Origin of the sequence: Sporosarcina sp. NCCP-2716, assembly GCF_023707985.1 — a bacterium.
Classification (GTDB): domain Bacteria; phylum Bacillota; class Bacilli; order Bacillales_A; family Planococcaceae; genus Sporosarcina.
The window spans coordinates 21,933-43,756 of the sequence record NZ_BRCF01000001.1; the positions used below are offsets into that span (position 1 = coordinate 21,933).

20 protein-coding genes and 1 riboswitch are annotated in these 21,824 nt (G+C 54.2%); of the genes, 18 read left to right on the forward strand and 2 right to left on the reverse strand.

From position 1 onward, the window contains the following. Window positions 1-11 precede the first annotated feature (11 nt). Complete coding sequence (locus NFU03_RS00130) at window positions 12-1,994, reverse strand: methyl-accepting chemotaxis protein (protein WP_251635056.1); 1,983 nt, start codon at window positions 1,992-1,994, stop codon at window positions 12-14. A 158-nt stretch (window positions 1,995-2,152) separates the two neighbouring features. Here NFU03_RS00130 and flaG point away from each other — a divergent pair, with 158 nt between their 5' ends. The 10 genes from flaG (at window position 2,153) to NFU03_RS00180 (ending at window position 12,464) form a co-directional block, all read left to right on the forward strand. Further along, entirely contained in the window at window positions 2,153-2,515 is a 363-nt protein-coding gene (gene flaG / locus NFU03_RS00135; RefSeq protein WP_251635058.1) for a flagellar protein FlaG, read from the forward strand. 14 nt (window positions 2,516-2,529) lie between these two features. Then, window positions 2,530-4,017 carry a flagellar hook-associated protein 2 gene (locus NFU03_RS00140; RefSeq protein WP_251635060.1) on the forward strand — a complete coding sequence of 496 codons (1,488 nt, stop codon included), beginning with the start codon at window positions 2,530-2,532 and terminating at the stop codon, window positions 4,015-4,017. A 34-nt stretch (window positions 4,018-4,051) separates the two neighbouring features. Continuing rightward, window positions 4,052-4,456: a flagellar export chaperone FliS gene (gene fliS, locus NFU03_RS00145; RefSeq protein WP_251635062.1), complete on the forward strand. Its 405-nt coding sequence runs from the start codon at window positions 4,052-4,054 to the stop codon at window positions 4,454-4,456. Next, window positions 4,453-4,806, forward strand: a complete 354-nt coding sequence (gene fliT, locus NFU03_RS00150) for a flagellar protein FliT (RefSeq protein ID WP_251635064.1) — start codon at window positions 4,453-4,455, stop codon at window positions 4,804-4,806. Before fliS ends, fliT begins: the two co-directional genes overlap by 4 nt. Window positions 4,807-4,936: 130 nt before the next feature. Continuing rightward, window positions 4,937-6,409, forward strand: a complete 1,473-nt coding sequence (locus NFU03_RS00155; protein ID WP_251635066.1) for a methyl-accepting chemotaxis protein — start codon at window positions 4,937-4,939, stop codon at window positions 6,407-6,409. Between the two features lie 192 nt (window positions 6,410-6,601). Continuing rightward, window positions 6,602-6,967 (forward strand): PilZ domain-containing protein, encoded by a 366-nt coding sequence (locus NFU03_RS00160; protein ID WP_251635068.1) that lies wholly within the window; start codon window positions 6,602-6,604, stop codon window positions 6,965-6,967. A gap of 113 nt (window positions 6,968-7,080) precedes the next feature. Continuing rightward, complete coding sequence (hpf, locus tag NFU03_RS00165; RefSeq protein WP_251635069.1) at window positions 7,081-7,644, forward strand: ribosome hibernation-promoting factor, HPF/YfiA family; 564 nt, start codon at window positions 7,081-7,083, stop codon at window positions 7,642-7,644. Window positions 7,645-8,369: 725 nt separating this feature from the next. Continuing rightward, entirely contained in the window at window positions 8,370-10,874 is a 2,505-nt protein-coding gene (gene secA / locus NFU03_RS00170; protein ID WP_251635071.1) for a preprotein translocase subunit SecA, read from the forward strand. A gap of 37 nt (window positions 10,875-10,911) precedes the next feature. Continuing rightward, window positions 10,912-12,013, forward strand: a protein-coding gene (gene prfB, locus NFU03_RS00175) for a peptide chain release factor 2 (protein ID WP_251636185.1) whose coding sequence is annotated in 2 segments (ribosomal slippage) — window positions 10,912-10,983 and window positions 10,985-12,013 — 1,101 coding nt in all. Because the reading frame shifts where the segments join, the coding sequence is not laid out codon by codon here. 100 nt (window positions 12,014-12,113) lie between these two features. Further along, complete coding sequence (locus tag NFU03_RS00180) at window positions 12,114-12,464, forward strand: hypothetical protein (RefSeq protein ID WP_251635074.1); 351 nt, start codon at window positions 12,114-12,116, stop codon at window positions 12,462-12,464. Window positions 12,465-12,518: 54 nt separating this feature from the next. Here NFU03_RS00180 and dapA read toward each other — a convergent pair whose 3' ends face one another. Beyond that, a complete protein-coding gene (gene dapA / locus NFU03_RS00185) occupies window positions 12,519-13,406 on the reverse strand; it encodes a 4-hydroxy-tetrahydrodipicolinate synthase (protein WP_251635076.1) in 888 nt (295 codons plus the stop codon). Between the two features lie 124 nt (window positions 13,407-13,530). After that, window positions 13,531-13,709, reverse strand: a riboswitch (Lysine riboswitch). A gap of 336 nt (window positions 13,710-14,045) precedes the next feature. Between dapA and cccB the strand changes: the two genes are divergently transcribed. The 8 genes from cccB (at window position 14,046) to NFU03_RS00225 (ending at window position 21,815) form a co-directional block, all read left to right on the forward strand. Continuing rightward, window positions 14,046-14,375 carry a cytochrome c551 gene (gene cccB / locus NFU03_RS00190; protein WP_251635078.1) on the forward strand — a complete coding sequence of 110 codons (330 nt, stop codon included), beginning with the start codon at window positions 14,046-14,048 and terminating at the stop codon, window positions 14,373-14,375. A gap of 238 nt (window positions 14,376-14,613) precedes the next feature. After that, window positions 14,614-15,300 (forward strand): cell division ATP-binding protein FtsE, encoded by a 687-nt coding sequence (gene ftsE / locus NFU03_RS00195; protein WP_251635080.1) that lies wholly within the window; start codon window positions 14,614-14,616, stop codon window positions 15,298-15,300. Beyond that, window positions 15,290-16,174: a permease-like cell division protein FtsX gene (gene ftsX, locus NFU03_RS00200; RefSeq protein ID WP_251635082.1), complete on the forward strand. Its 885-nt coding sequence runs from the start codon at window positions 15,290-15,292 to the stop codon at window positions 16,172-16,174. The genes ftsE and ftsX overlap by 11 nt, the downstream gene beginning before the upstream one ends. Before the next feature lie 33 nt (window positions 16,175-16,207). Continuing rightward, a complete protein-coding gene (locus NFU03_RS00205; RefSeq protein ID WP_251635084.1) occupies window positions 16,208-17,602 on the forward strand; it encodes a murein hydrolase activator EnvC family protein in 1,395 nt (464 codons plus the stop codon). Between the two features lie 183 nt (window positions 17,603-17,785). After that, on the forward strand, window positions 17,786-18,439 hold the full coding sequence (locus NFU03_RS00210) for a hypothetical protein (RefSeq protein ID WP_251635085.1): 654 nt from the start codon (window positions 17,786-17,788) through the stop codon (window positions 18,437-18,439). After that, entirely contained in the window at window positions 18,432-19,004 is a 573-nt protein-coding gene (locus NFU03_RS00215) for a peroxiredoxin family protein (protein WP_251635086.1), read from the forward strand. The genes NFU03_RS00210 and NFU03_RS00215 overlap by 8 nt, the downstream gene beginning before the upstream one ends. An 82-nt stretch (window positions 19,005-19,086) precedes the next feature. Beyond that, entirely contained in the window at window positions 19,087-20,538 is a 1,452-nt protein-coding gene (locus tag NFU03_RS00220) for a S41 family peptidase (RefSeq protein ID WP_251635087.1), read from the forward strand. A 107-nt stretch (window positions 20,539-20,645) separates the two neighbouring features. Continuing rightward, entirely contained in the window at window positions 20,646-21,815 is a 1,170-nt protein-coding gene (locus tag NFU03_RS00225) for a PDZ domain-containing protein (RefSeq protein WP_251635088.1), read from the forward strand. Window positions 21,816-21,824 lie beyond the last annotated feature (9 nt).

Sequence of the window (21,824 nt, forward strand, 5' to 3'; positions counted from 1 at the left end):
TTCAATCATTATCAAACTTTAAACCGGTCAATCGCGTCACTCAGCTCTTCGCTCAGCTTCGTAAGCGTCTCGGCAGCATCCGTCACGGACTGAATCGCGCGCAGCTGTTCCTCCGTCGATGCGCTCACTTCCTCGCACGCGGCGGCCGTTTCTTCCGAAGTCGCCGCCATCGTTTGGATGGTCGATGCCACGTCCTCTTTGTGCTGTGAAACTGCTGTGATATCCATTGAAATCGCGTCAATCGCCGACTGCATGTCTGCCATCAGCTCGGACAGCTGGCCAAATGTCGTCTCTGTTTCCTGGACAACGAGCCCCTGATCGCGGAAAGTCGAGATCGTCTCTTCCATCTGAGCGGTCACGGTGCGGGATTCGCCCTGCAGCTGCTCGACCGTGCGTCGGACGTCTTCCGTCGCCTGTTCGGACTGCTCGGCGAGTTTCCGGACTTCATCTGCAACGACTGCGAAGCCTTTGCCGTGTTCGCCGGCACGTGCCGCTTCAATGCTCGCGTTCAGCGCAAGCAGATTCGTCTGTGATGAAATATCGGTGATCGTATCCATCACGCTGCCGATTGCTTTCACTTTCTCGCCGAGCGTCTGGATTGCGTCATTCATAGAACGCAGGTTGACGCCGGATGACTTGAACGTCTGTGCAAGGTTGGCCATCTGTGTCTGGCCGCTAGCGTTCATCGCCCCGGTACGCGTCGCGATATCCGTCATCGAGACAGCGCGCTCGGTGATGCCGTTGATCTGCCGGCCGAGTTCATCGGCGCGGTCCGATACCGTTTCCGCGTCTTCAGCTGATTTCGAAGCACCTTCCGCGATTTCGCCGACTGCGTGCGCCACTTCGGAGCTCGATGCATTCGTCTCCTCGGCCACGGCGCTCAGCGACTCGGAGTTCGTACGCACGTTATCCGCGGACTGGTTGACGACCGAAATGATGCCGTGCATGCTCGATATCATTTCGTTGAAATTATCGCTCAGCTGCCCGATTTCATCCTTCGACCGGATATCGGACTTGACCGTCAGATCTCCTCCGGCCACCTGATCCATGTAACCGCGGAGCCGCTCGATCGGCTTCAGCTGGCGGGTGATGAAGAAGAACAGCGCGAGCGCGACCAGCACGAGAACGATGAGGGCGGCAACTAGAACAGTCGTCCGCAAATCGTTCGCGAGCCCCATCAGGTTGCTTTTTTCATAGACTGTGCCGACTTTCCAATTGAAGTCCGGGATCGTCGAGAACACACGGATCTTATCGTTGCCTTGTTCATCCGTAAAGTTAACGTTGCCTGTATCTTTGCTGTACATATCTTTCACATGCTTTTCTTCCATTTGGTTCTGACCGGCTTTGGTCGGGTGGACGATCGCGTTGCCCTCCCCGTCGTACATGACCGGATAGCCTTTATAAGGGATATCGAGCGTCGTCAGCAGGTCGCTGAGTGCTTCCAATTCCAAGTCGAATGCGAGAACGCCATTCACCTGTCCGCCGTTTTCCGTCGCAATGGAGCCGGTGATCATGTAATTGCCGGACGTGGCATCAGGATACGGTGGGGACCAATGAACGACACCCGGTTCAGCAGCAGCGGCCTGATACCATTCCCGGCTGGCCGGATCGAAGTCCGACCAGTCGTCTTCCGGATAGGAGATTGCGTACTTGTTCGGCAGTGCATAATAGACCGAAACTGCATCCTTGTAGATGCTCTGGCTCTGTTTGAGCGCAGCCAGCAGGTCGGCTTCCGAGACGTCTTTACCATCAGGTCCTGTAAAGTCCTCAAGCGTCTTGGACGTCGCGACGGACTCGATGCCTTTCGTATATTGATCAATAAAGTTATAGACGGAGAACGATGTCTGTTCTGCGAGCGTGCTGCTTGAATCGATCACACTTTCAAGCGTCAGTTTCTTTGCCCGGTCGTTGACCATGAACGACAGGAGCACGATACCGATGGCGAAAAGAAGCAGCGCCAAAAGGATGATTTTAGTCTTAAGGGAACGGGTCATGGTGTATTTCCTTTCTGAATATATATTGGATACTCCCGTTATTTCGGCGGCAGCGGACCGATGTTAAGGCCGATTTGTGAAAAAGCGGTTAAGAAAAAGGCGGCGCGTCCGATATAATCCATAAGTAATCGAACAGGACACTTGAGGGGGACGGAGATATGGTGAGTCAAATCGGGGGCGGATCTGAAGGCAAGCAGACGGCAGGTCCGGGCGAAGTCAATCCAGCCGGCAAAGTGGCGAAAGTGGAAGGCATGAACAGCCAGGCACAGCAGCAGACACCAAGTGAACGCGAGCTTTCGGCGAAGGAAGCGAAACAGCTGACCGCCAACATGAACAAGTTTCTGGAAAGCACCGACACGCAGCTGCGCTTCAAGCTGCATGACGAACTGAACGAATACTACGTGACGATCGTCGACTCCAAAACCGACGAAGTGATCCGAGAAATCCCATCCAAAAAACTAATGGACGTGCACGCCGAAATGAAGAAATTCCTCGGCCTGCTCATCGACCGTAAAATTTGAAGGAGTGACCTGATATGAGAATCGGCGGACTCGCCAGCGGCATCGACACCGAGTCGATCATCAAGGACCTAATGAAAGCAGAAAAAATCCCGCTCGACAAAGTAACCCAGAAAAAACAATACTTCGAATGGCAGCTGAACGACTACCGTACAGCGAACCGCGACCTGAAAGACTTCAGCACCAAGCTATTTGATAATATGATTTTGTCTAAGAATTTCAATGCAAAGAATGTAACTGTCTCTGATCCCAATGCAGTTTCTATTAATGCTAAGGGGAATACGGAGAACTTTTCGGGGACGATTGAAGTTAAGGAATTGGCTAAGAATGCAACACTACAGAGTGATAAAGATAATAAGATCTTAGAAAAGAAACCGAGTTCTACTAAGCTATCTGATCTAAATGCCTCTGAAAATGATTGGAGCATTTCTATATCTGCTCCTGGCTCTGAAGAAACTGTGAACTTAACATTCACCAAAGACAAAACTATAGGTGATGTGCTGAAAGAAATTAATGAGAAGACAGGAGTACGGGCTTTCTACGATGAAAATACTGGTCGAATAGGTGTTTCAGCTAAAGAAAGTGGTACCAAAAATGCAGGTGTGGGAAAAGATATTGTAATTAGTGGAACTTTTGCTGATACGGTTGGTTTATCTGGCGTCGATGCAATTAACGGGGCTAACGCAGAATTCACTTATAATGGCCTGACGCTAACCCGCTCATCCAACACCTTCGAACTAGACGGCATGGAAATCACATTGAAGGCGAAGACAGACAAACCAGTAACCTTCAACGCCACCACAGATACCGACAAAGTGTTCGACAACATCAAAGGCTTCGTCGACGACTACAACAAAATGATCGAGGATCTGAATAAAAAGATCCGCGAACCAAAATATCGCAACTACCAGCCTTTATCCACCGAGCAAAAAGCCGATATGAAAGAAAACGAGATTAAGCTTTGGGAAGAGAAGGCGATGAGCGGGACGCTGCGCAACAACCCGGAGATCACAAGCATGCTCTCCGCGATGCGGACCGCGTTGTCTGCAGAAGTGAAAACGGGGAATGGGGAAAAAATCAGCCTCAGTCAGATCGGCATCACCACGTCCAAGAACTATTTGGATCACGGGAAGCTGGTCATCGACGAAACGAAGCTGAAAGAAGCCATTACGAAGAACCCGCAGGACATCCAGAAGCTGTTTGGCCAGGATGTCAAAGAAGGCGAAACCGACAAGACGGCAGGGATTGCCCGACTTCTCCGTAAGGAAGTCGACGCGACGCAAGGTGTCATCCAGAAAAAAGCCGGCAAAATCGGCGACAGCAACAAAGCGTTCACGCTCGGCCGCACTTTGGACGATATGAACAAACAGATCGACCGCTTCCAGGACAAGATGAAGATGGTCGAATCCCGTTACTGGAAACAGTTCAACGCCATGGAAAACGCGATTCAGCGTGCCAATGCCCAGTCCGCCAACTTGATGAACGCCCTTGGCGGCGGCGCGTAAGAGAGACACGCACTACAAAAGGAGAGTCTTGTAAATGGTTATGCATAATCCGTACGCCACTTATCAGAATAATACAGTCACCACATCGTCGCCCGGGGAATTGACGCTCATGCTCTATAACGGCTGCCTGAAGTTCATTCAGCAGGCGAAACAGGCCGTAGCTGCCGGCAATATCGAGGACAAGAATACGGCGGTGCAGAAGGCGCAGGCAATCATTTCTGAGCTGATGATTACGCTGGATGTCAAGGCGTTCCCGGCGGGGAAAGACATGCTCGTGCTGTATGAGTTCGCGAACAGCCGCCTCATCGACGGCAATATCAAGAACGACATTGCACTGTTCGATGAAGCGGCCGGGATCATCACGGAATTCCGCGACACGTGGAAACAAGTGATCCAGCTGAACCGTCAGAAACAGTATGGCAACGTGAGCGAAATATGATCCGTCCTGCACTGATCGAATGGAAGGACGCGACGGACCGTCTGCTGGCACTGTCGTTTCCGGGGGACAGCGAACAGCGGGATACCGCGATTGCTGCGATCGAATCGATCCTGGATGAACGCGACCGGCTCCAGCCGGCGATCCAGCCGCCGTTTTCCGCAGAAGAAGAGACGTTCGGCCGGGAGCTGACGGCACTCGAGCCGAAGGTGGCGGCGAAGCTGGAGCAGTACATGGCGCTCGTCCGCAAAGACTTGAGCGTCTCCCAGACGAAAAAGGACGGCGTGCGCAATTATGTGAACCCGTACAGCAAAGTGGCGCGTGACGGTACCTTTTACGATACAAAACAATAACCTGATGTCCGGTGAGTGCCTTTGCTCACCGGTTTTTTTATCTTTCTTGCATGCCTTTCTGCCCATTACCGGATTAACTCTATTGTCGTATAGTATTTGTATAGATTGGTAACTTAAAGGGAGTGTTCTCATGTCGATCGACCAGCTGAAGATGGATGACTGGCTTCGGAAAAATAATATCCTGTTCTATGGGTTCCTAGCTGCAGGCGGCCTCGGGCTCATCGCGCAGCTCGTGCTCCGTTCCAGCTCCGCCATCATTTTATCGGTGGCCATTCCGCTCGCCGTTGCGTCAGTCATTTACATCGCCTGCCGTGTCATGAAGAAAAGCTGGCTCACACTTGCACTGCCGTATGTGCTCCTTGCCGCGACGTTCTCAGTTGTCCTCGGCGTGATCTTCTTTTCGGAAGCGAATCTCGGGTCGATCGGCATCATCTTCTTCCTGCTCGTCCTCGGCGGGATCCATGGCCGGCTGCCGATCATGGGACTCGCGTATGTATTGAGCTTGGCGGCACTGCTGCTGAATAACGCACAGTTTGTCGATCCGGCGCTCGTTACGGGAAGCGGGTCGAATCTTGTGCTGCTGCATTTCTTGAGCGGTATGATCCTGCTGCTCGTCGTGCGGCAGAATGAGGCGAATTTTGCGCGGATTGAGACGTTTACGCAGGAGACGGAGCAGCGCAGGCTGGAGGAGCAGGAACTTGCCGGCCGTCTCGATGCCGCTGTCGAAAAGATCACGGGCAATCTGGAGGCGCTCCGGTCTTCATCCGAAACATCACTCGGTTCGCAGCGCGAAATGCTGACGGCTGTCAATGAAGTGAGCAGTGCGAGCCAGCACCAGGCCGATCACATTTCGGACATCGCGGAGCGCGCAGAGCAGACACACGAGGAAGTCGAAGCGATTGCCGGCCGTCTCCGCACCCTTGTCCAGACCGCATCTGAAGCGGGAGGCCGGGCCGGCGAAGGCAGTGAGCGGATCGGCGTCCTGAAAAACGGTGTCGAATCGTTTGCTGCGTTCTTCGAGGAATTGGATGAAACATTCAGCACGCTGTCCGGGAAGATTGCCGAGACGAATGCGTTCGCTTCCTCCATCAAGGAGATCACAGACCAGACGAACCTGCTGGCGCTCAACGCGTCGATCGAAGCGGCACGTGCCGGCGAGCAGGGGAAAGGGTTCGCGGTCGTTGCGGATGAAATCCGCAAGCTCGCCGGCCTGACCGATGACACACTCGCGAAAATCGACGCGAACCTGTCTGAGGTGAACACGTTCAACGAACTGGCTGTGTCGAAACTGACCGCGGGACGGGAGCAGATAACCGGTCAGACGGCAGCTGCAGAAACGTCGAATGAAGTATTCACCGGGCTCGCTGCGTCGATGCAGGAGCTGCAGAAGGAGATGGAAGTGTTCCACGGATCGTTCCGTGAAATCACGGAGAACACCGACACGATCCGCGGACGGACGATGGAGTTCGCCTCCGTCATCCAGGAAAGCACGGCGGCGATCGAAGAGCTCGACGCAACGCTCGTACATCTAGTGGAAGAACAGGGTGCGATCGATGCGCACTTGCAGGAGACGCACAATGAGGCGGTCAGCCTGCGTGAATGAATGAAGTCCGTCCGGCAGAGCCGGCGGGCTTTTTTGTTTGTCGTGCATGCAGGCATCCGATGTTTCGGAAAGGCCGTGTCCGGCAATAGAACAGGAAGGGTCATTGCTGTAGCCGCCGTCAAGTCGGACTGCTCCCGCCGCTGGAATTTGGTATACTGGAAGCATCAGCAAATCGGATGGAGCGTGGATGACATGCACTACAAACGCGACGAGGCGTTCCGGTTCCCTTTTTCCGTACCGGTTCCCGCGGAATTCAGTATTCACCTTAAGAACAGCGACCAGCCGGGCACCGGTACGGGGGACGCGGAACTGCTTGATATCAGCCCGGGCGGCACCCGCATGCGGACAGCGTACGACATCCCGGTCAAACGGGATACGATCGCTGTCCGGCTCCGGTTCATTCTGTACCAGCAGCCGATCAGTACGGATGCTGTCATCGTCTGGAAGGTAGCATCGGACGGATGTTGGACGTACGGTGTCGATTTCGATGAAGACCCGGCGATATCCGAGCAGATTGTGACGGATCTCAAGCTGCGGCGGCAGTCCGAGCGGCAGTAGGCAGCAGACCGCAAAATCCGCCAACATTCTTTTTTGTTTTTATCCGGAAAAGAAGGGTTTCAGGGGGCGGATGGAGAAGATAGAGACAGGGTCAAATTAAAGGAGGAGTTTATATGTTAGACTTCAACATTCGTGGCGAAAACGTCGAGGTAACACCGGCAATCCGGGAGTACGTCGAGAAAAAAGTGAATAAGCTGGAACGCTACTTCACTGAAGGGGCAAACGCCACAGCCCATGTGAACTTGAAAGTATACAACGACAAGCAAACAAAAGTTGAAATTACAATTCCGATGAAAAATTTGACACTCCGTGCGGAAGAACGCCATAACGATCTGTACGCGGCTGTCGACCTGATCGTCGACAAGCTAGAGCGCCAGATCCGCAAATACAAAACACGCGTCAACCGCAAGTTCCGTGAGCGCGAAGGCGTCGCAGCGTTCATGCAGCAGTCGGTTGAGAGCGAATCGAAACAGCAGCTGGATGCGGAAGACGAGCAGGAATTCAAAGTGGTCCGAACAAAACAGCTCGATTTGAAGCCGATGGACCAGGAAGAAGCGATCCTTCAGATGAACATGCTCGGCCACGATTTCTTCATCTTCACGGATGGCGAGTCGGATGCGACAAACATCGTCTACAAACGCCGTGACGGCAAGTACGGTCTGATCGAAACGAACTGATACGCATGACACAAACCGCCCGGCTCCTCCGGGCGGTTTTTTTGATGGGCCGATCGAATGGACTTGCTCATAAAATTGGGGAAACGCTCATAAAATGCTGAAAACGCTCATAAATTAGGAATACCGCTCATAAATTGCTAAAAACGCTCATAAAACCTGGGAACCGCTCATAAATCACGGAAAACGCTCATAAACTAGATATACCGCTCATAAATCCATAAAACCGCTCATAAACCATCCTCCCTGGCCCTGCAACCCGTCTGCGCGGTACTGACAACCGAGCAACTCTGAGACATCTGCCGCGCCAAATGGGTTTCCTCCATCTAAAGAAACCATTTGAATGGTCGGCTCCGCTGACGCTCCGCTTTACTGTTAGAGAAGTCACGAATGTGGGGGATTATCAGCACCGGGCGTCCACCGCGCTCAAACGATTGCGGGAAACGCTCAAGAAGTGCGAGAAGTGCTCAAGCAAGCCTCCCAAACGCTCAAGCTGGCACCTCAAGCGCTCAAGCAAGCCTCCCAAACGCTCAAGCTGGCACCTCAAGCGCTCAAGCAAGCCTCCCAAACGCTCAAGCGCACCCGCTAAACGCTCAAGCAAGCATCACAAACGCTCAAGCCCCATACCCACCCATTCCAAAAGTCGGAAATTTCCTTGCATTGCATTTGCGCCGCGTCTGTCACAATGTTAAAATGAAGGGTGAACTTTGTGAGGATGTGACCAAATTATGCTAAGCGTATTGAATAAAATGTTTGATCCGAATAAACGTGATTTGAAACGGCTTGAAAAAATCGCCGACCAGACCGAAGCACTGAGCACTGACATGGAGAAACTGTCCGACGAAGAACTGACGGCGAAAACCGCTGAATTCCAGCAGCGTGTGGCGGGCGGGGAGAGCCTCGACGCAATCCAGCCGGAAGCGTTCGCGGTCGTCCGGGAAGCGGCACGCCGTGTGCTCGGCCTCTATCCGTTCCGCGTACAGATCATCGGCGCGGCGGCCCTTCACGAAGGCAACATTGCAGAGATGAAGACCGGTGAAGGGAAGACGCTGACGTCGACGCTTGCGGTCTATCTGAACGCGCTCGATGGAAAAGGCGTCCACGTCGTCACGGTCAACGAATACCTCGCGTCGCGGGATGCGCAGGAAATGGGGCAGCTCTATGAGTTCCTCGGCCTCACTGTCGGCCTGAACCTGAACAGCCTAGGTAAAGATGAGAAACGGGAAGCGTATTTGGCGGACGTTACGTATACGACGAACAACGAACTCGGCTTCGATTACTTGCGCGACAACATGGTGCTCTACAGCGAGCACAAAGTGCAGCGGCCGCTCCATTATGCCGTCATTGATGAAGTCGACTCGATCCTGATCGACGAAGCGCGGACACCGCTCATCATTTCGGGGCAGGCCGCGAAGTCAGCTGAGCTGTACCGGCTCGCGAACCGCTTCGTGATCACTCTGACCAAGGAAGAGGACTACACGTTCGACGAAACGACAAAAGGGGTAACGCTGACGGAATCAGGGATCGAGAAAGCCGAGAAGGCGTTCGGCATCGACAACCTGTTCGACCTGCAGCACGTCACGCTCAACCACACGATCAACCAGTCGCTGAAAGCGCATGTCAGCATGCATAATGACGTAGACTATGTCGTGCAGGAAGGCGAAGTCGTCATCGTCGACTCGTTCACGGGGCGTCTCATGAAAGGCCGCCGTTACAGCGACGGTCTCCACCAGGCGATCGAAGCGAAGGAAGGCCTCGAAGTCCAGAACGAATCGATGACGCTCGCGACGATCACATTCCAGAACTACTTCCGGATGTATGACAAGCTCGCGGGCATGACGGGTACGGCGAAGACGGAGGAAGAGGAATTCCGCAACATCTACAACATGAACGTCGTGGCCATTCCGACCAACCGTCCGATCTCACGGGACGACCGTCCGGATTTGATCTACGCGTCTACCGAAGGGAAGTACAAAGCGGTCGCGGACGACATTAAAGAGCGCCACAAGAAAGGCCAGCCGGTGCTGGTCGGTACGGTCGCAATCGAAACGTCCGAAATCATCTCGAGCTTCCTGAAGAAATACGGTGTGCCGCACAACGTCCTGAACGCGAAGAACCACGGACGTGAAGCGGAGATCATCGAACAGGCCGGCCAGCCGGGCGCAGTCACGATTGCGACGAACATGGCAGGCCGCGGTACCGACATCAAGCTCGGCGAAGGGGTCCAGGATCTCGGCGGATTGGCGGTCGTCGGTACGGAACGGCATGAGTCGCGCCGGATCGATAACCAGCTCCGCGGACGTTCCGGACGTCAGGGAGACGACGGTGTCACCCAGTTCTATCTTTCTTTGGAAGATGAATTGATGCGCCGATTCGGCTCCGAGCAGATGAAAGGCATGATGACGAAACTCGGCATGGACGACGAAACGCCGATCCAGTCGAAGATGGTCTCGCGCTCCGTCGAGTCCGCACAGAAACGGGTCGAGGGGAATAACTTCGATTCGCGGAAACGCCTCCTGCAATACGATGATGTCCTGCGCCAACAGCGTGAAATCATCTACAAAGAGAGGAACGACGTGCTCGAATCGGAGAACGTCCGCCCTGTGCTCGAGGCGATGATCGGCCGTGTCGTCGAAAACGCCGTCGCGCTCCATACGGCGGAAGAGAAGTCCGAAGACTGGGCACTGAAAGCGCTCGTCGATTACCTCGGGGCGACCCTGCTGCCGGAAGACCGCATCTCGGTCAGCGACCTTGAAGGCAACTCCGCCGAAGAGATGACAGCGTTCATTACGGCAGAAGTGTTGAAACGGTATGACGAAAAAGAAGAAGAGATGTCGGAAGAGAAAATGCGCGAATTCGAGAAAGTCGTCCTGCTCCGTGCTATCGATACGAAATGGATGGACCATATCGACGCGATGGATCAGCTCCGTCACGGCATCCACTTGCGTGCGTACGGACAGAGCGATCCGCTCCGCGAATACCAGTCGGAAGGCTTTGCGATGTTCGAGGAGATGGTCGCGTCAATCGAGCAGGATGCTGCGAAGTACGTCATGAAGGCGGAGATCCGCAACAACCTGGAGCGTGAGGAAGTCGCAAAAGGCCAGGCGGTCAATCCAAAAGAAGACGGCGAGAAACAAGTGAAGAAACCGGTCCGCAAAGTGAATATCGGACGCAATGATCCGTGCCCGTGCGGCAGCGGAAAGAAATACAAGAACTGCCACGGCAAAGAGTAAGCGCCGTGAACCTGAACTTTTTGGAGGAACAATTATGATGGAATTATCAGAAGTACGTAACGAGCTTGACAAAACAGCTAAGAAATTAGCGGGTTTCAGGGGGTCTCTTTGACTTAGAAAACAAAGAGGCACGGATGCAGGAACTCGATGAAATGATGCTCGACCCGACATTCTGGGATAACCAGGATGCCGCACAGACCGTCATTTCCGAGTCGAATGCACTGAAAGACATCGTCGGTGAATTCCACGAGATGAACGACGAGCAGGAAAACCTGGAAATGACACTCGAATTGCTGAAGGAAGAACCGGACGCAGAGCTGCAGGAGGAACTCGGTGATGAACTGAAAACCTTCCTGAAGCGGATGGAAGACTTCGATCTGCAGATGCTGCTGAGCGACGAATACGACAGCAGCAATGCCGTCCTTGAAATCCACTCAGGCGCAGGCGGCACGGAATCCCAGGACTGGGCGTCCATGCTGCTGCGTATGTACACGCGCTGGGCGGAGCACCGCGGCTACAAGGTCGAGACACTCGACTACCAGGCGGGCGATGAAGCCGGCGTGAAGTCGGTTACACTCGCCATCAAAGGCCATAATGCATACGGCTACTTGAAAGCGGAGAAAGGCGTCCACCGGCTCGTCCGGATTTCGCCGTTCGACTCGTCAGGCCGCCGCCATACGTCCTTCTCGTCTGTCGAAGTCATGCCGGAATTCTCCGGTGACGTCGATATCGACCTGAAGATGGAAGACGTCAAGATCGATACGTACCGCTCAAGCGGCGCGGGCGGTCAGCACGTCAATACGACGGATTCCGCTGTCCGGATGACACACATCCCGACCGGTGCAATCGTCACGTGCCAGACCGAACGTTCGCAGATCAAGAACCGTGAGCGCGCGCTGAACTTGCTGAAAGCGAAGATCTACCAGATCCGTGTCGAAGAAGAAGAAGCCCGCCTTCTTGAAATCCGCGGCGACCAGAAAGAAATCGGCTGGGGCAGCCAGATCCGTTCGTATGTCTTCCACCCGTATTCCATGGTGAAAGACCACCGGACGAACGAAGAGACCGGTAACGTCGGTGCTGTCATGGATGGCGAAATCGATCCATTCATCAACGCGTATCTCCGTTCCCGTATTTCATAATCGAACGATTCCAGGCTGTCCGCTTGCGCAAAGACGTATTTTGCGCAGCCGGGCAGCCATTTTTATTCAGCAGGCTAGATGCAAAAAGGGGGGATGGGGGATGTTCTTCAGAAAGAAGAAGCCGGAGCCGATTTTGTATGAAGTGAGTGTATTTGCCACGCAAAACGTCACGGAAGAGGAATTTGATGGCTGGACGGATGACGTGTTCGAAGCGGTATCAAATGTCATTTCGATTGAACACGCAGTATTGGAGGAAGTGCTTCCAGAAGAAATTGAGGATATCCGATTCCGGTTTCCGGAAATCGATGTAACCCGTACGTTTTTCTTAGCGGAACGGCTGACGGAATCACTGGGGTCACGCGATGCTGCGCCGCAATCCTATTGCACGAATGAACTCATCGGCATGCTCGAATTCCTGAAACAGGCGGAACGGGCACAGAAAGTTACGTAAAACAAGCGCCTGCACAGCTCATGACGAGCCGTGCAGGCGCTTGTTTGTTCGCTATCAGGCGATCTTCCGGAATTTTAGCTGATCCAACACATTCGCGAGCGACGCAAGCTCCGTGTCCGACAGCGGCACCATCGGCAGGCGAAGTCCGCCGGCAGGGAGACCCTGCAGTGTAAGCGCTGCTTTGACAGGTGACGGGTTCGGTGCGGCGAACAGCTCGTTCATAAGCGGCAGCAGGCGGCGGTGCAGCGCAGCGGCTTCCTGGAACTGCCCGATGTGGAATGCTTTCATCATCGCCTTCATCTCCCGGCCGATCACGTGGCTCGCGACGGAGACAACGCCCGAACCGCCAATCGTCAGTGTTGGCAGCGTCAGTGCATCGTCCCCGCTGTAAACGGCAAAATTATCAGGAGTCCGCTCGATGATCGCTGCCATCGTGTCCAGATTGCCCCCGGCTTCTTTGATGGCTGTGATGTTCGGGATCTGTGCGAGCCGAACGATCGTATCGATTTCCATATTAACGGTGCTGCGTCCCGGGATATTGTACAGCATAACGGGAAGGGACGTCGCAGCGGCAATCGCCTTGAAATGCTCGTACATCCCTTCCTGGCTCGGCTTGTTGTAATACGGCACGACGAGCATGACGCCGTCCGCCCCGGCGGCTTCTGCGGCACGTGTCAGCTCGATCGACTCCCGCGTGCTGTTCGTGCCGGTTCCTGCAATGACGGGGACGCGTCCATTAACAGCTTTCACTGTAAACCGGAACAGTTCCGTTTTCTCAGCGGCGGTTAATGTCGGGGACTCTCCCGTCGTGCCGGCGATGACGAGTGCGTCTGATCCGGTATCCAGCAAGTGCTCGATCAGTGTTCCTGCTGCTGTGTAGTCAATGTCTCCGTGTTCGTCGAATGGGGTCACCATAGCCGTGATCAATTGTCCAAAATTCATCTGTTCTCCATCTCCTTTTGTTTTGTTCCAAAACATAGAGGTGGAAGGCAGTGCATCCTGAAACGCAAAAAGACAGCAGCGGGGGATCCGCTGCTGCCATGGGAATAACCGAAATCATCCCGCTGCATCAGATAGCCCTCCATATAGTCGCCTATATGACAATCCTGGACTTGTTCAGCCCAGAACCAGCTTCAGGACGATGAGTGTCCGTTCCGCTTCGGCAAATTCCCCTTTCGGCAGCCTTCACGGGACCTCATCGTCCTCCTGCTGCGTACTGATGGTTTTTGCGCCTCTATCCTTACTTCGTAATTCTCGAAATAAGTGGTTGTTGAATTATCTGTCATCTTACCGCACTTCCTGGAAAGTTGCAACTGTTTTGTTTTTTTGCTGTCTGCCTGTCCATACCCCGGCTGAAGCAGGTGTAAACTTGACGGTGTTCATTCGCGGAAAAGGCGGACTTCAAAAAATTCATGGCGTTTTCATGTTTGAATTTCGCGGAAACGAGAATACTACATAGAAGGAGCGCCCGGTCTTCCGGCAATCGTCATCGTTTTGTCACACAGGAAAGGCGGGCCCGCTCGTTTTTTGCTATACTAAGAAAGCACGTATTTTACATCTATTTAAGGGAGGAACTCAACTATGAAGACGAAAAGCAAATTTGCAGCAGCGATCTTCGGAGCAGCTCTCGTACTCGGCGCTTGTGGCGGCGGGAACGACGACAGCGCATCCGGCGACAAAGACGGCGGCAACGTAGACGCTGACAAAGTGTACCAAGCAAACTGTGCGACTTGCCACGGCGGCAATCTGGAAGGTAAGAACGGTCCGGAACTCGCACACATCGGTAAAGAACTGAAAGAAGACGAAATTCATGACATCATCGAAAACGGGAAATCCGGCGGCATGCCTGGAGGTCTCATCAAAGGTGAAGAGCTCGACGCAGTCGCTAAATGGCTTTCTGAGAAAAAATAAGGACAGCCTTTCGACAGCATGATACGAAAAAAGCGGGGACACTTCGGTGTTCCTGCTTTTTTTTTGGTTTTAGCCTCCTTTCATTTCCAAATACCAGTTACTAGGACGATAGATTACAAAATTGTTGAAACGGTGTGAACGGCGCGTCAGAAATGAAATACTCCTGTAATACTATGGGGAATGATATCTGTTATAATGAAAAAGCTGGCGAAAAGTAATAGAATCAGGTGGTTACAGAATGATAAAAATGAATGACGTGTACAAAAAGTACTCGAACGGCGTCGTAGCCGCGAACGGCATTACGATCGACATTGATCGGGGAGAGTTTGTCTACGTAGTCGGGCCGAGCGGTGCAGGGAAATCGACATTTATCAAAATGATGTATCGCGAAGAATCCCCGACGAGCGGTCAGATTTTCATCGATGGAACAGACCTGGGTTCGCTGAAGAACAAACAGATCCCTTATTTGCGCAGGCAGATCGGAGTCGTATTCCAGGACTTCAAACTGCTGCCGAAACTCAGTGTCTATGAAAACGTCGCGTTCGCGCTCGAAGTGATCGAAGAAACACCGGCTGAGATCCGGAAGAAAGTAACAGATGTTTTAGCGCTTGTCGGCTTGTCGCAGAAAGCGAGAATGTTTCCTAACGAGCTATCCGGCGGAGAGCAGCAGCGTGTCTCGATCGCGCGTTCCATTGTCAATGAGCCGAAACTGGTCATTGCGGATGAGCCTACAGGAAACCTGGATCCGGATACGTCGTTAGGCATCATGAACATCTTTGAAAAGATCAACAACCGCGGGACGACCATCATCATGGCCACCCACAACAAGGATATCGTCAACAAGATCCGTCATCGGGTGCTGCTTGTGGAAGGCGGAATGATCACGCGGGATGAGTATGAAGGAGAATACAGTTATGAAGGCTAGGACGCTTGGCCGCCACTTCCGGGAAAGCTTCAAGAGCCTCGGCAGGAATGGCTGGATGACGTTCGCCTCCATCAGCGCCGTTGCAGTTACGCTTCTTCTTGTCGGAAGTTTCATCGTCATGATGATGAACTTAAACAAGATGGCGGACAACATTGAAAACGACGTGGAAATCAAAGTGGTAGCGGACGCTGCAGCAAGTGATGCGGCCGTAAAGGAACTGCAGGAAAAAGTGGAATCGATCGACGGGGTCGCCAGTGTCGAGTATGCCTCCCGTGAAGAGGAACTGGACAAAGTGATCAAACAGTATGGAAAGGAACTTGCTCTCTATAAGCAGAGCAACCCGCTCGGCGACGCATTGTACGTCAAAGCGGCCGATCCGCACAACACGGCGGAGATCGCCAAAGAGATCGATACATACGAATACACGGCCGAAGTGGTCTACGGGGCAGGGAAAGTCGAAAAACTGTTCAATGTCGTGAAAATCAGCCGGAACGTCGGCCTGATCCTCATTCTCGCATTGCTGTTCACGGCGATGTTCCTCATCTCCAACACGATCCGCCTGACAATCATCGCGCGGGGCCGGGAAATAGAAATCATGAAACTCGTCGGAGCGACGAACAGCTTCGTCCGCATTCCGTTCATCTTAGAAGGGATCTGGCTCGGAATCCTCGGGTCCATCATCCCGATCACGGCGATCTCCATCGCCTATCAGCAAATATACGCCTACTGGCAGCCGAAGCTGGTCAACGAAATGTTCCAGCTGCTCAAGCCGATGCCGTTCATCCTCCAAGTGGATGGCCTGCTATTATTCATGGGCGTCTTCATCGGAGTATGGGGCAGCCTCATGTCCGTACGCAAATTCTTGAAAGTCTAACTAGCCGATTCGTTCGAAAGGGGAACTGGGACTGTGAAGAAGAACAAAGGATTGCTGTTATCGACTATGGGAGTACTGCTCCTATCCACTACAATAGGCGGTACAGCAGCAACAGCAGCTTCGCTGAACGACCTGCAGCACGAGCAGAAGCTCCTGCAGAAAAAACAGAACGAACTGAACAAAGGCATTCAGAACAAGTCTAACCAAATTACAGAAAAGCAGACGAAAAAACAATCGCTGATCGAACAGATCACGAAACTGAACGGCGAAATCAACACGAATAACGATAAAATCAGCGACGTCCAGAACAAAATCGCAGACACGACTGAAGAGATCGCCCAGCTGCGCGTCTCCATCAAAACACTCGAAAAGCGCATCAAGGAACGCGACGAAGTGCTCCGCGAACGCGTGAAAACGATGCAGGTCAAAGGCGGAGACGTCAGCTACCTGGACGTGCTCCTCGGTGCGACCAGCTTCTCGGATTTCATCGACCGTTTTTCAGCTGTCTCCACATTGATGGATGCGGACCGCAAAATCATGCAGCAGCAGGAAGATGACATGAACCAGCTCGAAAAAGAGAAAGAGATGGTCGAGAACAAACTCGCCGAGCAGGAACAGCGGAAAGCGAAACTGACGGAACTGAAGAAGAAACTGGAAGGCCAGAAAGTAGAAAAAGACAAACTGGTCGATCAGCTGGAAGCGGAAGAAGCGAAGCTGACAAACGAGAAGGCGAACTTGGAAAGTGAAGCAGACGAAGCTTACGAGATGTCTGCAGATATTGAAAAGAAAATCGTCGCCGAGCAGGAGCGTCTTGCCGAAGTGGCACGTCAGGCTGAACTGAAGCGGAAACGTGAAGCGGAACTCCGCCGTCAGCAGGAAGCGGCTGCAGCGAAACGCCGTGCCGAGCAGGCTGCGCAATCCGCACAGTCATCGAACTCTTCATCTTCACAAGGTTCTTCATCCCATAGTAATGACAGCTATGAGCCGCCTGTCGCAGCACCGCCAGTTTCAAGCGGCGCCTGGACAAGCCCGGCACATGGACGCTTGACGTCGTCGTTCGGATGGCGCGTCCACCCGATCTTCCATACGAAGAAACAGCACCGCGGCCAGGATATCTCCGTTCCGATCGGGACACCTGTCAGCGCAGCCGCTGAAGGGGTTGTCTCCCACGCCGGTCCGATGGGCGGTTTCGGGAACCTCGTCATGATTACACACTCGATCGACGGCCAGATCTACACATCCGTCTACGCTCACCTGTCAAGTATCAGTGTCAGCACTGGACAGCACGTAGGCAAAGGCCAATTCATTGCGAATTCCGGTAACACCGGGAACTCGACGGGACCACACCTGCACTTTGAAATCCATGTCGGCAACTTCTCGGCAACGGGTCCGAGTGCTGTGAACCCGCTGCGTTATGTATCCTTCTGATAAACGCGTATAAGCTTAGTATTTCCGGCATTGCATTCAAGTAAACATGGCGGCGCCATTGAGTGCCGCCTCAGGAAAAGTTCGCTCCCGGGCGGACTTTTTTCTATGCCGTCAAGTACGTTTATTGGAGCCGGCCGTTCAAATGAGATACCATAAGAGGTATCACAGATCGAGGAGATAATGATGCCTGTTACCGAATATTATGTGTTATGGAAAGTGACCGTCCCGTCGACCTGGATGGCGGCGGTCCTTGGATTGATTGCAGGCTGGCTTGCGGTCAGGCGGCAGTTCGGGAAACGGTCGGCGGAACTGATCGGGGATGCTTTCTTCACCGTGCTGATCGTCTGGAAACTGTCTGTCATCGTCACGGATTTCCCGGTCGTCTGGCGGTCTCCCGCTGCGATCCTCTATTTCAACGGAGGCGCTCCGGGGTTCATCGCCGGGATGTGCGTGGCGGGGCTTCTTGCGGTGCGTTCTGAAAAACGGCTGCCGGTGTCCTTCAGCCGTGTCATTCTGCTGGCGGCAGCCTGCGCGCAAGGGGTTTATCAGATTATGATGGCGCTGCTGAATGCAGGTCCGGCCTATGCGAAAGTGCTGACGGCCGTCCTGTTCGGGACTCTTGTCATTGCGGCATTCCGCTATGCTGGCCGCCACGAGATGCCGGTCCGATCGGGTGCGCTGCTGCTCATTGCAGTCCATGCGTTCACCGCTGCCGTGCAGCCTTCGGGGTTTGCAGGTATCCCGTTCGCCGCGACCGTTGCGGCAGGCGCTTTGATCATCTTGACGGACGTCCGGCTGCGGCAGTCCGGGAAACAATTGGAGGGATTGGATGAATAAGAAATGGATCGGCTATGTGATCGCGATCTTAGTCGTCGGGACGATGGTCGTGCTCATGGTGAAGTCGAATATGCAGAAACCAGAAAAGATCGATACAGCGGCGACTGCGGAAATCTCGAAGAAAATGCCGGGCCTCGGGCAGGGGGAACTGCCGCCGGACTTCGAGATGAAGACGCTTGAAGGTGACACGGTGAAACTGTCCGATCTGCGCGGCAAGAAAGTCATCCTCAACTTCTGGGCGACGTGGTGCCCGCCGTGCAAGGCGGAAATGCCCCACATGGAAAATTACTATAAGAAGCTGAAGAAGGAAGATAACGTCGAGCTCGTTTCCGTGAATTTGACGACCGGCGAAAACCGCGGCGAGAAAGCGGTGGAGGAATTCGCCGATGCCTATGAACTGACGTTTCCGATCCTTCTCGATACGGAAGGGGTCGGCATGGCCGATTACAAGGTATTCTCCATCCCGACGACATACATCCTGAAGACGGACGGCACGATCGACAACCAGATCGTCGGGCCGATGGATGAAAAGATGATGGAACAGCTCATCGCGGACGTGGATTGATCTTCATCAATTGAATTGGAATTCTGCCGGTTTCCGGTGTCGTAACTGCCCTGTCCTTTTCATATAGTGGAAAGAGGAGGGGATGGTGACGATGCGCAGGAGCCGGTTTTTTGGTTTTGGCCTATTCGCTGCGATTGCAGTCAGTATCAGTCTGCTGTTTGGCGGCTGCGGCAAGAGTGAAAAGAAGGGGATATCTGCTGATAGCGGGGAATTCGGGGTGATCGACGAAGCTTACGACGTCATCACCGAGCATGCGGTGTATCCGCTGAAGAAAGAGGATCTGATCGAAGGGGCGCTCCGCGGGATGGCGGATGTCATCGGAGATCCGTATTCGACGTATTTGACGAAAGAGGAAGCGGCGTCACACAAGGAATCGCTTGCGGGCGAGCGGGTCGGGATCGGTGCGGAGATAACACGCACCAACGGGAAGTTCGTGATCGTCTCCCCAGTGAAAGGATCACCGTCCGAGAAAGCGGGACTGCTGCCGTATGACGAACTCGTGCAGATCGACAGCGAGCGGGTGGACGGCCTGACGCTCCAGGAAGTCGTCAAACGGATCCGCGGCAAGAAAGGGACGTCTGTGAAATTGACGGTGTACCGGCCGGAAGCGGGCAAGCATATCGAGCTGACGATCGAGCGCGACGTCATCCCGGTCCATACGGTGACGTCTGAAATACTCGAGGAACGCGGCAGGAAAATCGGCTACATAGGGCTGACGATGTTCGGCGAAGACAGCGCCAAAGAATGGCAGGCGGCAACTGACCTTCTCGTCAAAGAAGGCGCAGAAGCGATCCTGATCGACGTCCGCGGCAATCCGGGCGGCTATCTGCATGCCGTCGGCGCAATTGCGGGCAGTGTGCTTCCTGAAGATACGGTGTTCGCCTATATGGAAAACATCAAAGGTCAGCTGACACCGCTCGTGACGGAGAAACCGGAAGGCATCGAGTATGATCCGCAGCTGAAGAAACTGCCGGTCGTCCTTATGCAGGACCAGGGCAGTGCGTCCGCGAGTGAAGTGCTGAGCGGTGCGCTTCAGGATCTCGGCCGCGGGTTCATCGTCGGAACAACGAGTTTCGGCAAAGGGACCGTGCAGGAGACGATGGAACTGTCGAATGGCGGTGAAGTCAAGCTGTCGACGCATAAATGGCTGACACCGAAAGAGCGCTGGATCCACGGGGAAGGGGTCGAATCGGATCTCAAGGTGAAGCAGAACAGTCTGTTCGCCGAGCATTTGCGGGTGCTCGCCGACACGTATGCAGAAGAGCAGTTCAATGATGATATCGCGTATGCGCAGCGCATCCTGAAGGCACTCGACTATGAGCCGGGCCGGGTTGATGGGTATTTCGACGACGCGACGAAGAAAGCGGTCGCGAAGTTCCAGAAGGATGAAGAGCAGAAAAGCAGCGGCAAGATGGATGCTGCGTTCTTCCAGGCGCTGAAGACACGTGCTGAAGCCGTCAAGGGCGATCGGGCGAACGACGAACAGCTGGCCATGGCGCTCGGCTATTTGCATCATGCGCTGTCGAAGAAGTGAGCGGATTTCCCTGTTTGTGAAGAACCGTCTGCCATGACTATCCTTTCCGTCCGGTTGTTTGATACAATAGTAGAAAACAGCGGGATCGGGATGGGAGTGTGATTGACGTGACAGATAATTGGTGGATGGACATCATACAGGCGGCAGGGTTGTTTTTCCTGAATCCGCTCCTGTGGGTCATGCTGCTACTAGCAGTGGCGCTCGGCTATATGCGGGTGAAACGGGAGCGGCGCGATTTCAATATCCGGAAACTGCCGGGACTGACGGAACTCAGACGGGTGCTCGCCGATTCGTGGCTGCCGGCCCTGCTCCTCTCCCTCGTGATGAGCGGGATCGGCCTGGCGGCGGACGCCGGCTGGCTTGTCCTGTTCTCGGCTGTCATGCTCCTCATGACGGTCAGCTTCTTCTACCAATGGGGATCGCCGATATATACGGCGTCGCTTGCAGCCGGTGTGCTGTGGATTTGGCAGCGGTCCGGCGGGGAAGTGTCGTTCCGCGGCTGGTCGCTTGCGGATGCCGATTTTGGCGGACACCTCGCCGTGACGGTAGCGGTTGCTGCCGGTCTGCTGCTCGTGGCGGAAGGAGTGCTCATCCGGAAGTCGTCCGTGCGTTATCCGTCGCCACAGCTCGAGAGAACGAGCCGGGGACTACGCGCAGCGGTGTTCAAGGCGAAGAAGCTGTGGCTGCTGCCGGTTGTGTTCCTCGTACCGGGTGACATGATCAGTGCCCACGTGCCGTACTGGCCGCAGATCACGCTCGGCGCTGCGTCCTTCAGTTTCGTGCCGGTGCCGGTCGTCATCGGCTTCAGCCAGATCGCCCGCAAACAGTATCCGGATGAGCTGTTCCCGAAGATTGGGCGTTCAGTCAGCTGGCTCGGTGCGCTTGTCGTTCTCATAGGGCTCGGCGGTCTGTATTTGCCGGTCATCAGCTGGTCGGCCTTGGCGGTTGGCGTCATCGGGCGGGCTGCTGTCACGATTTCCACTGCAGTGAATGAGCGGAAAGGCGGATACGCCGCGTCACCGAGCGCAAAAGGTGTCGTCGTAGCGGGTGTGCTGCCCGGCTCGCCGGCTGAAAAGCTCGGCTTGCTGCCAGGGGAAGTGATCCGCGCGGTGAACGGCATGCAGGTGGCGAACGAGAAAGAGCTGTATGACGCCATCCAGGTGAACGCGGCGCACTGCCGGCTGCAGGTCGCGGACCGCAACGGTGAAGTGCGGCTCATGCAGCAAGTGCTGTACCGGCACGATCATTACCAGCTCGGCCTGCTGCTTGTCAGGTAGAGAAGAGAA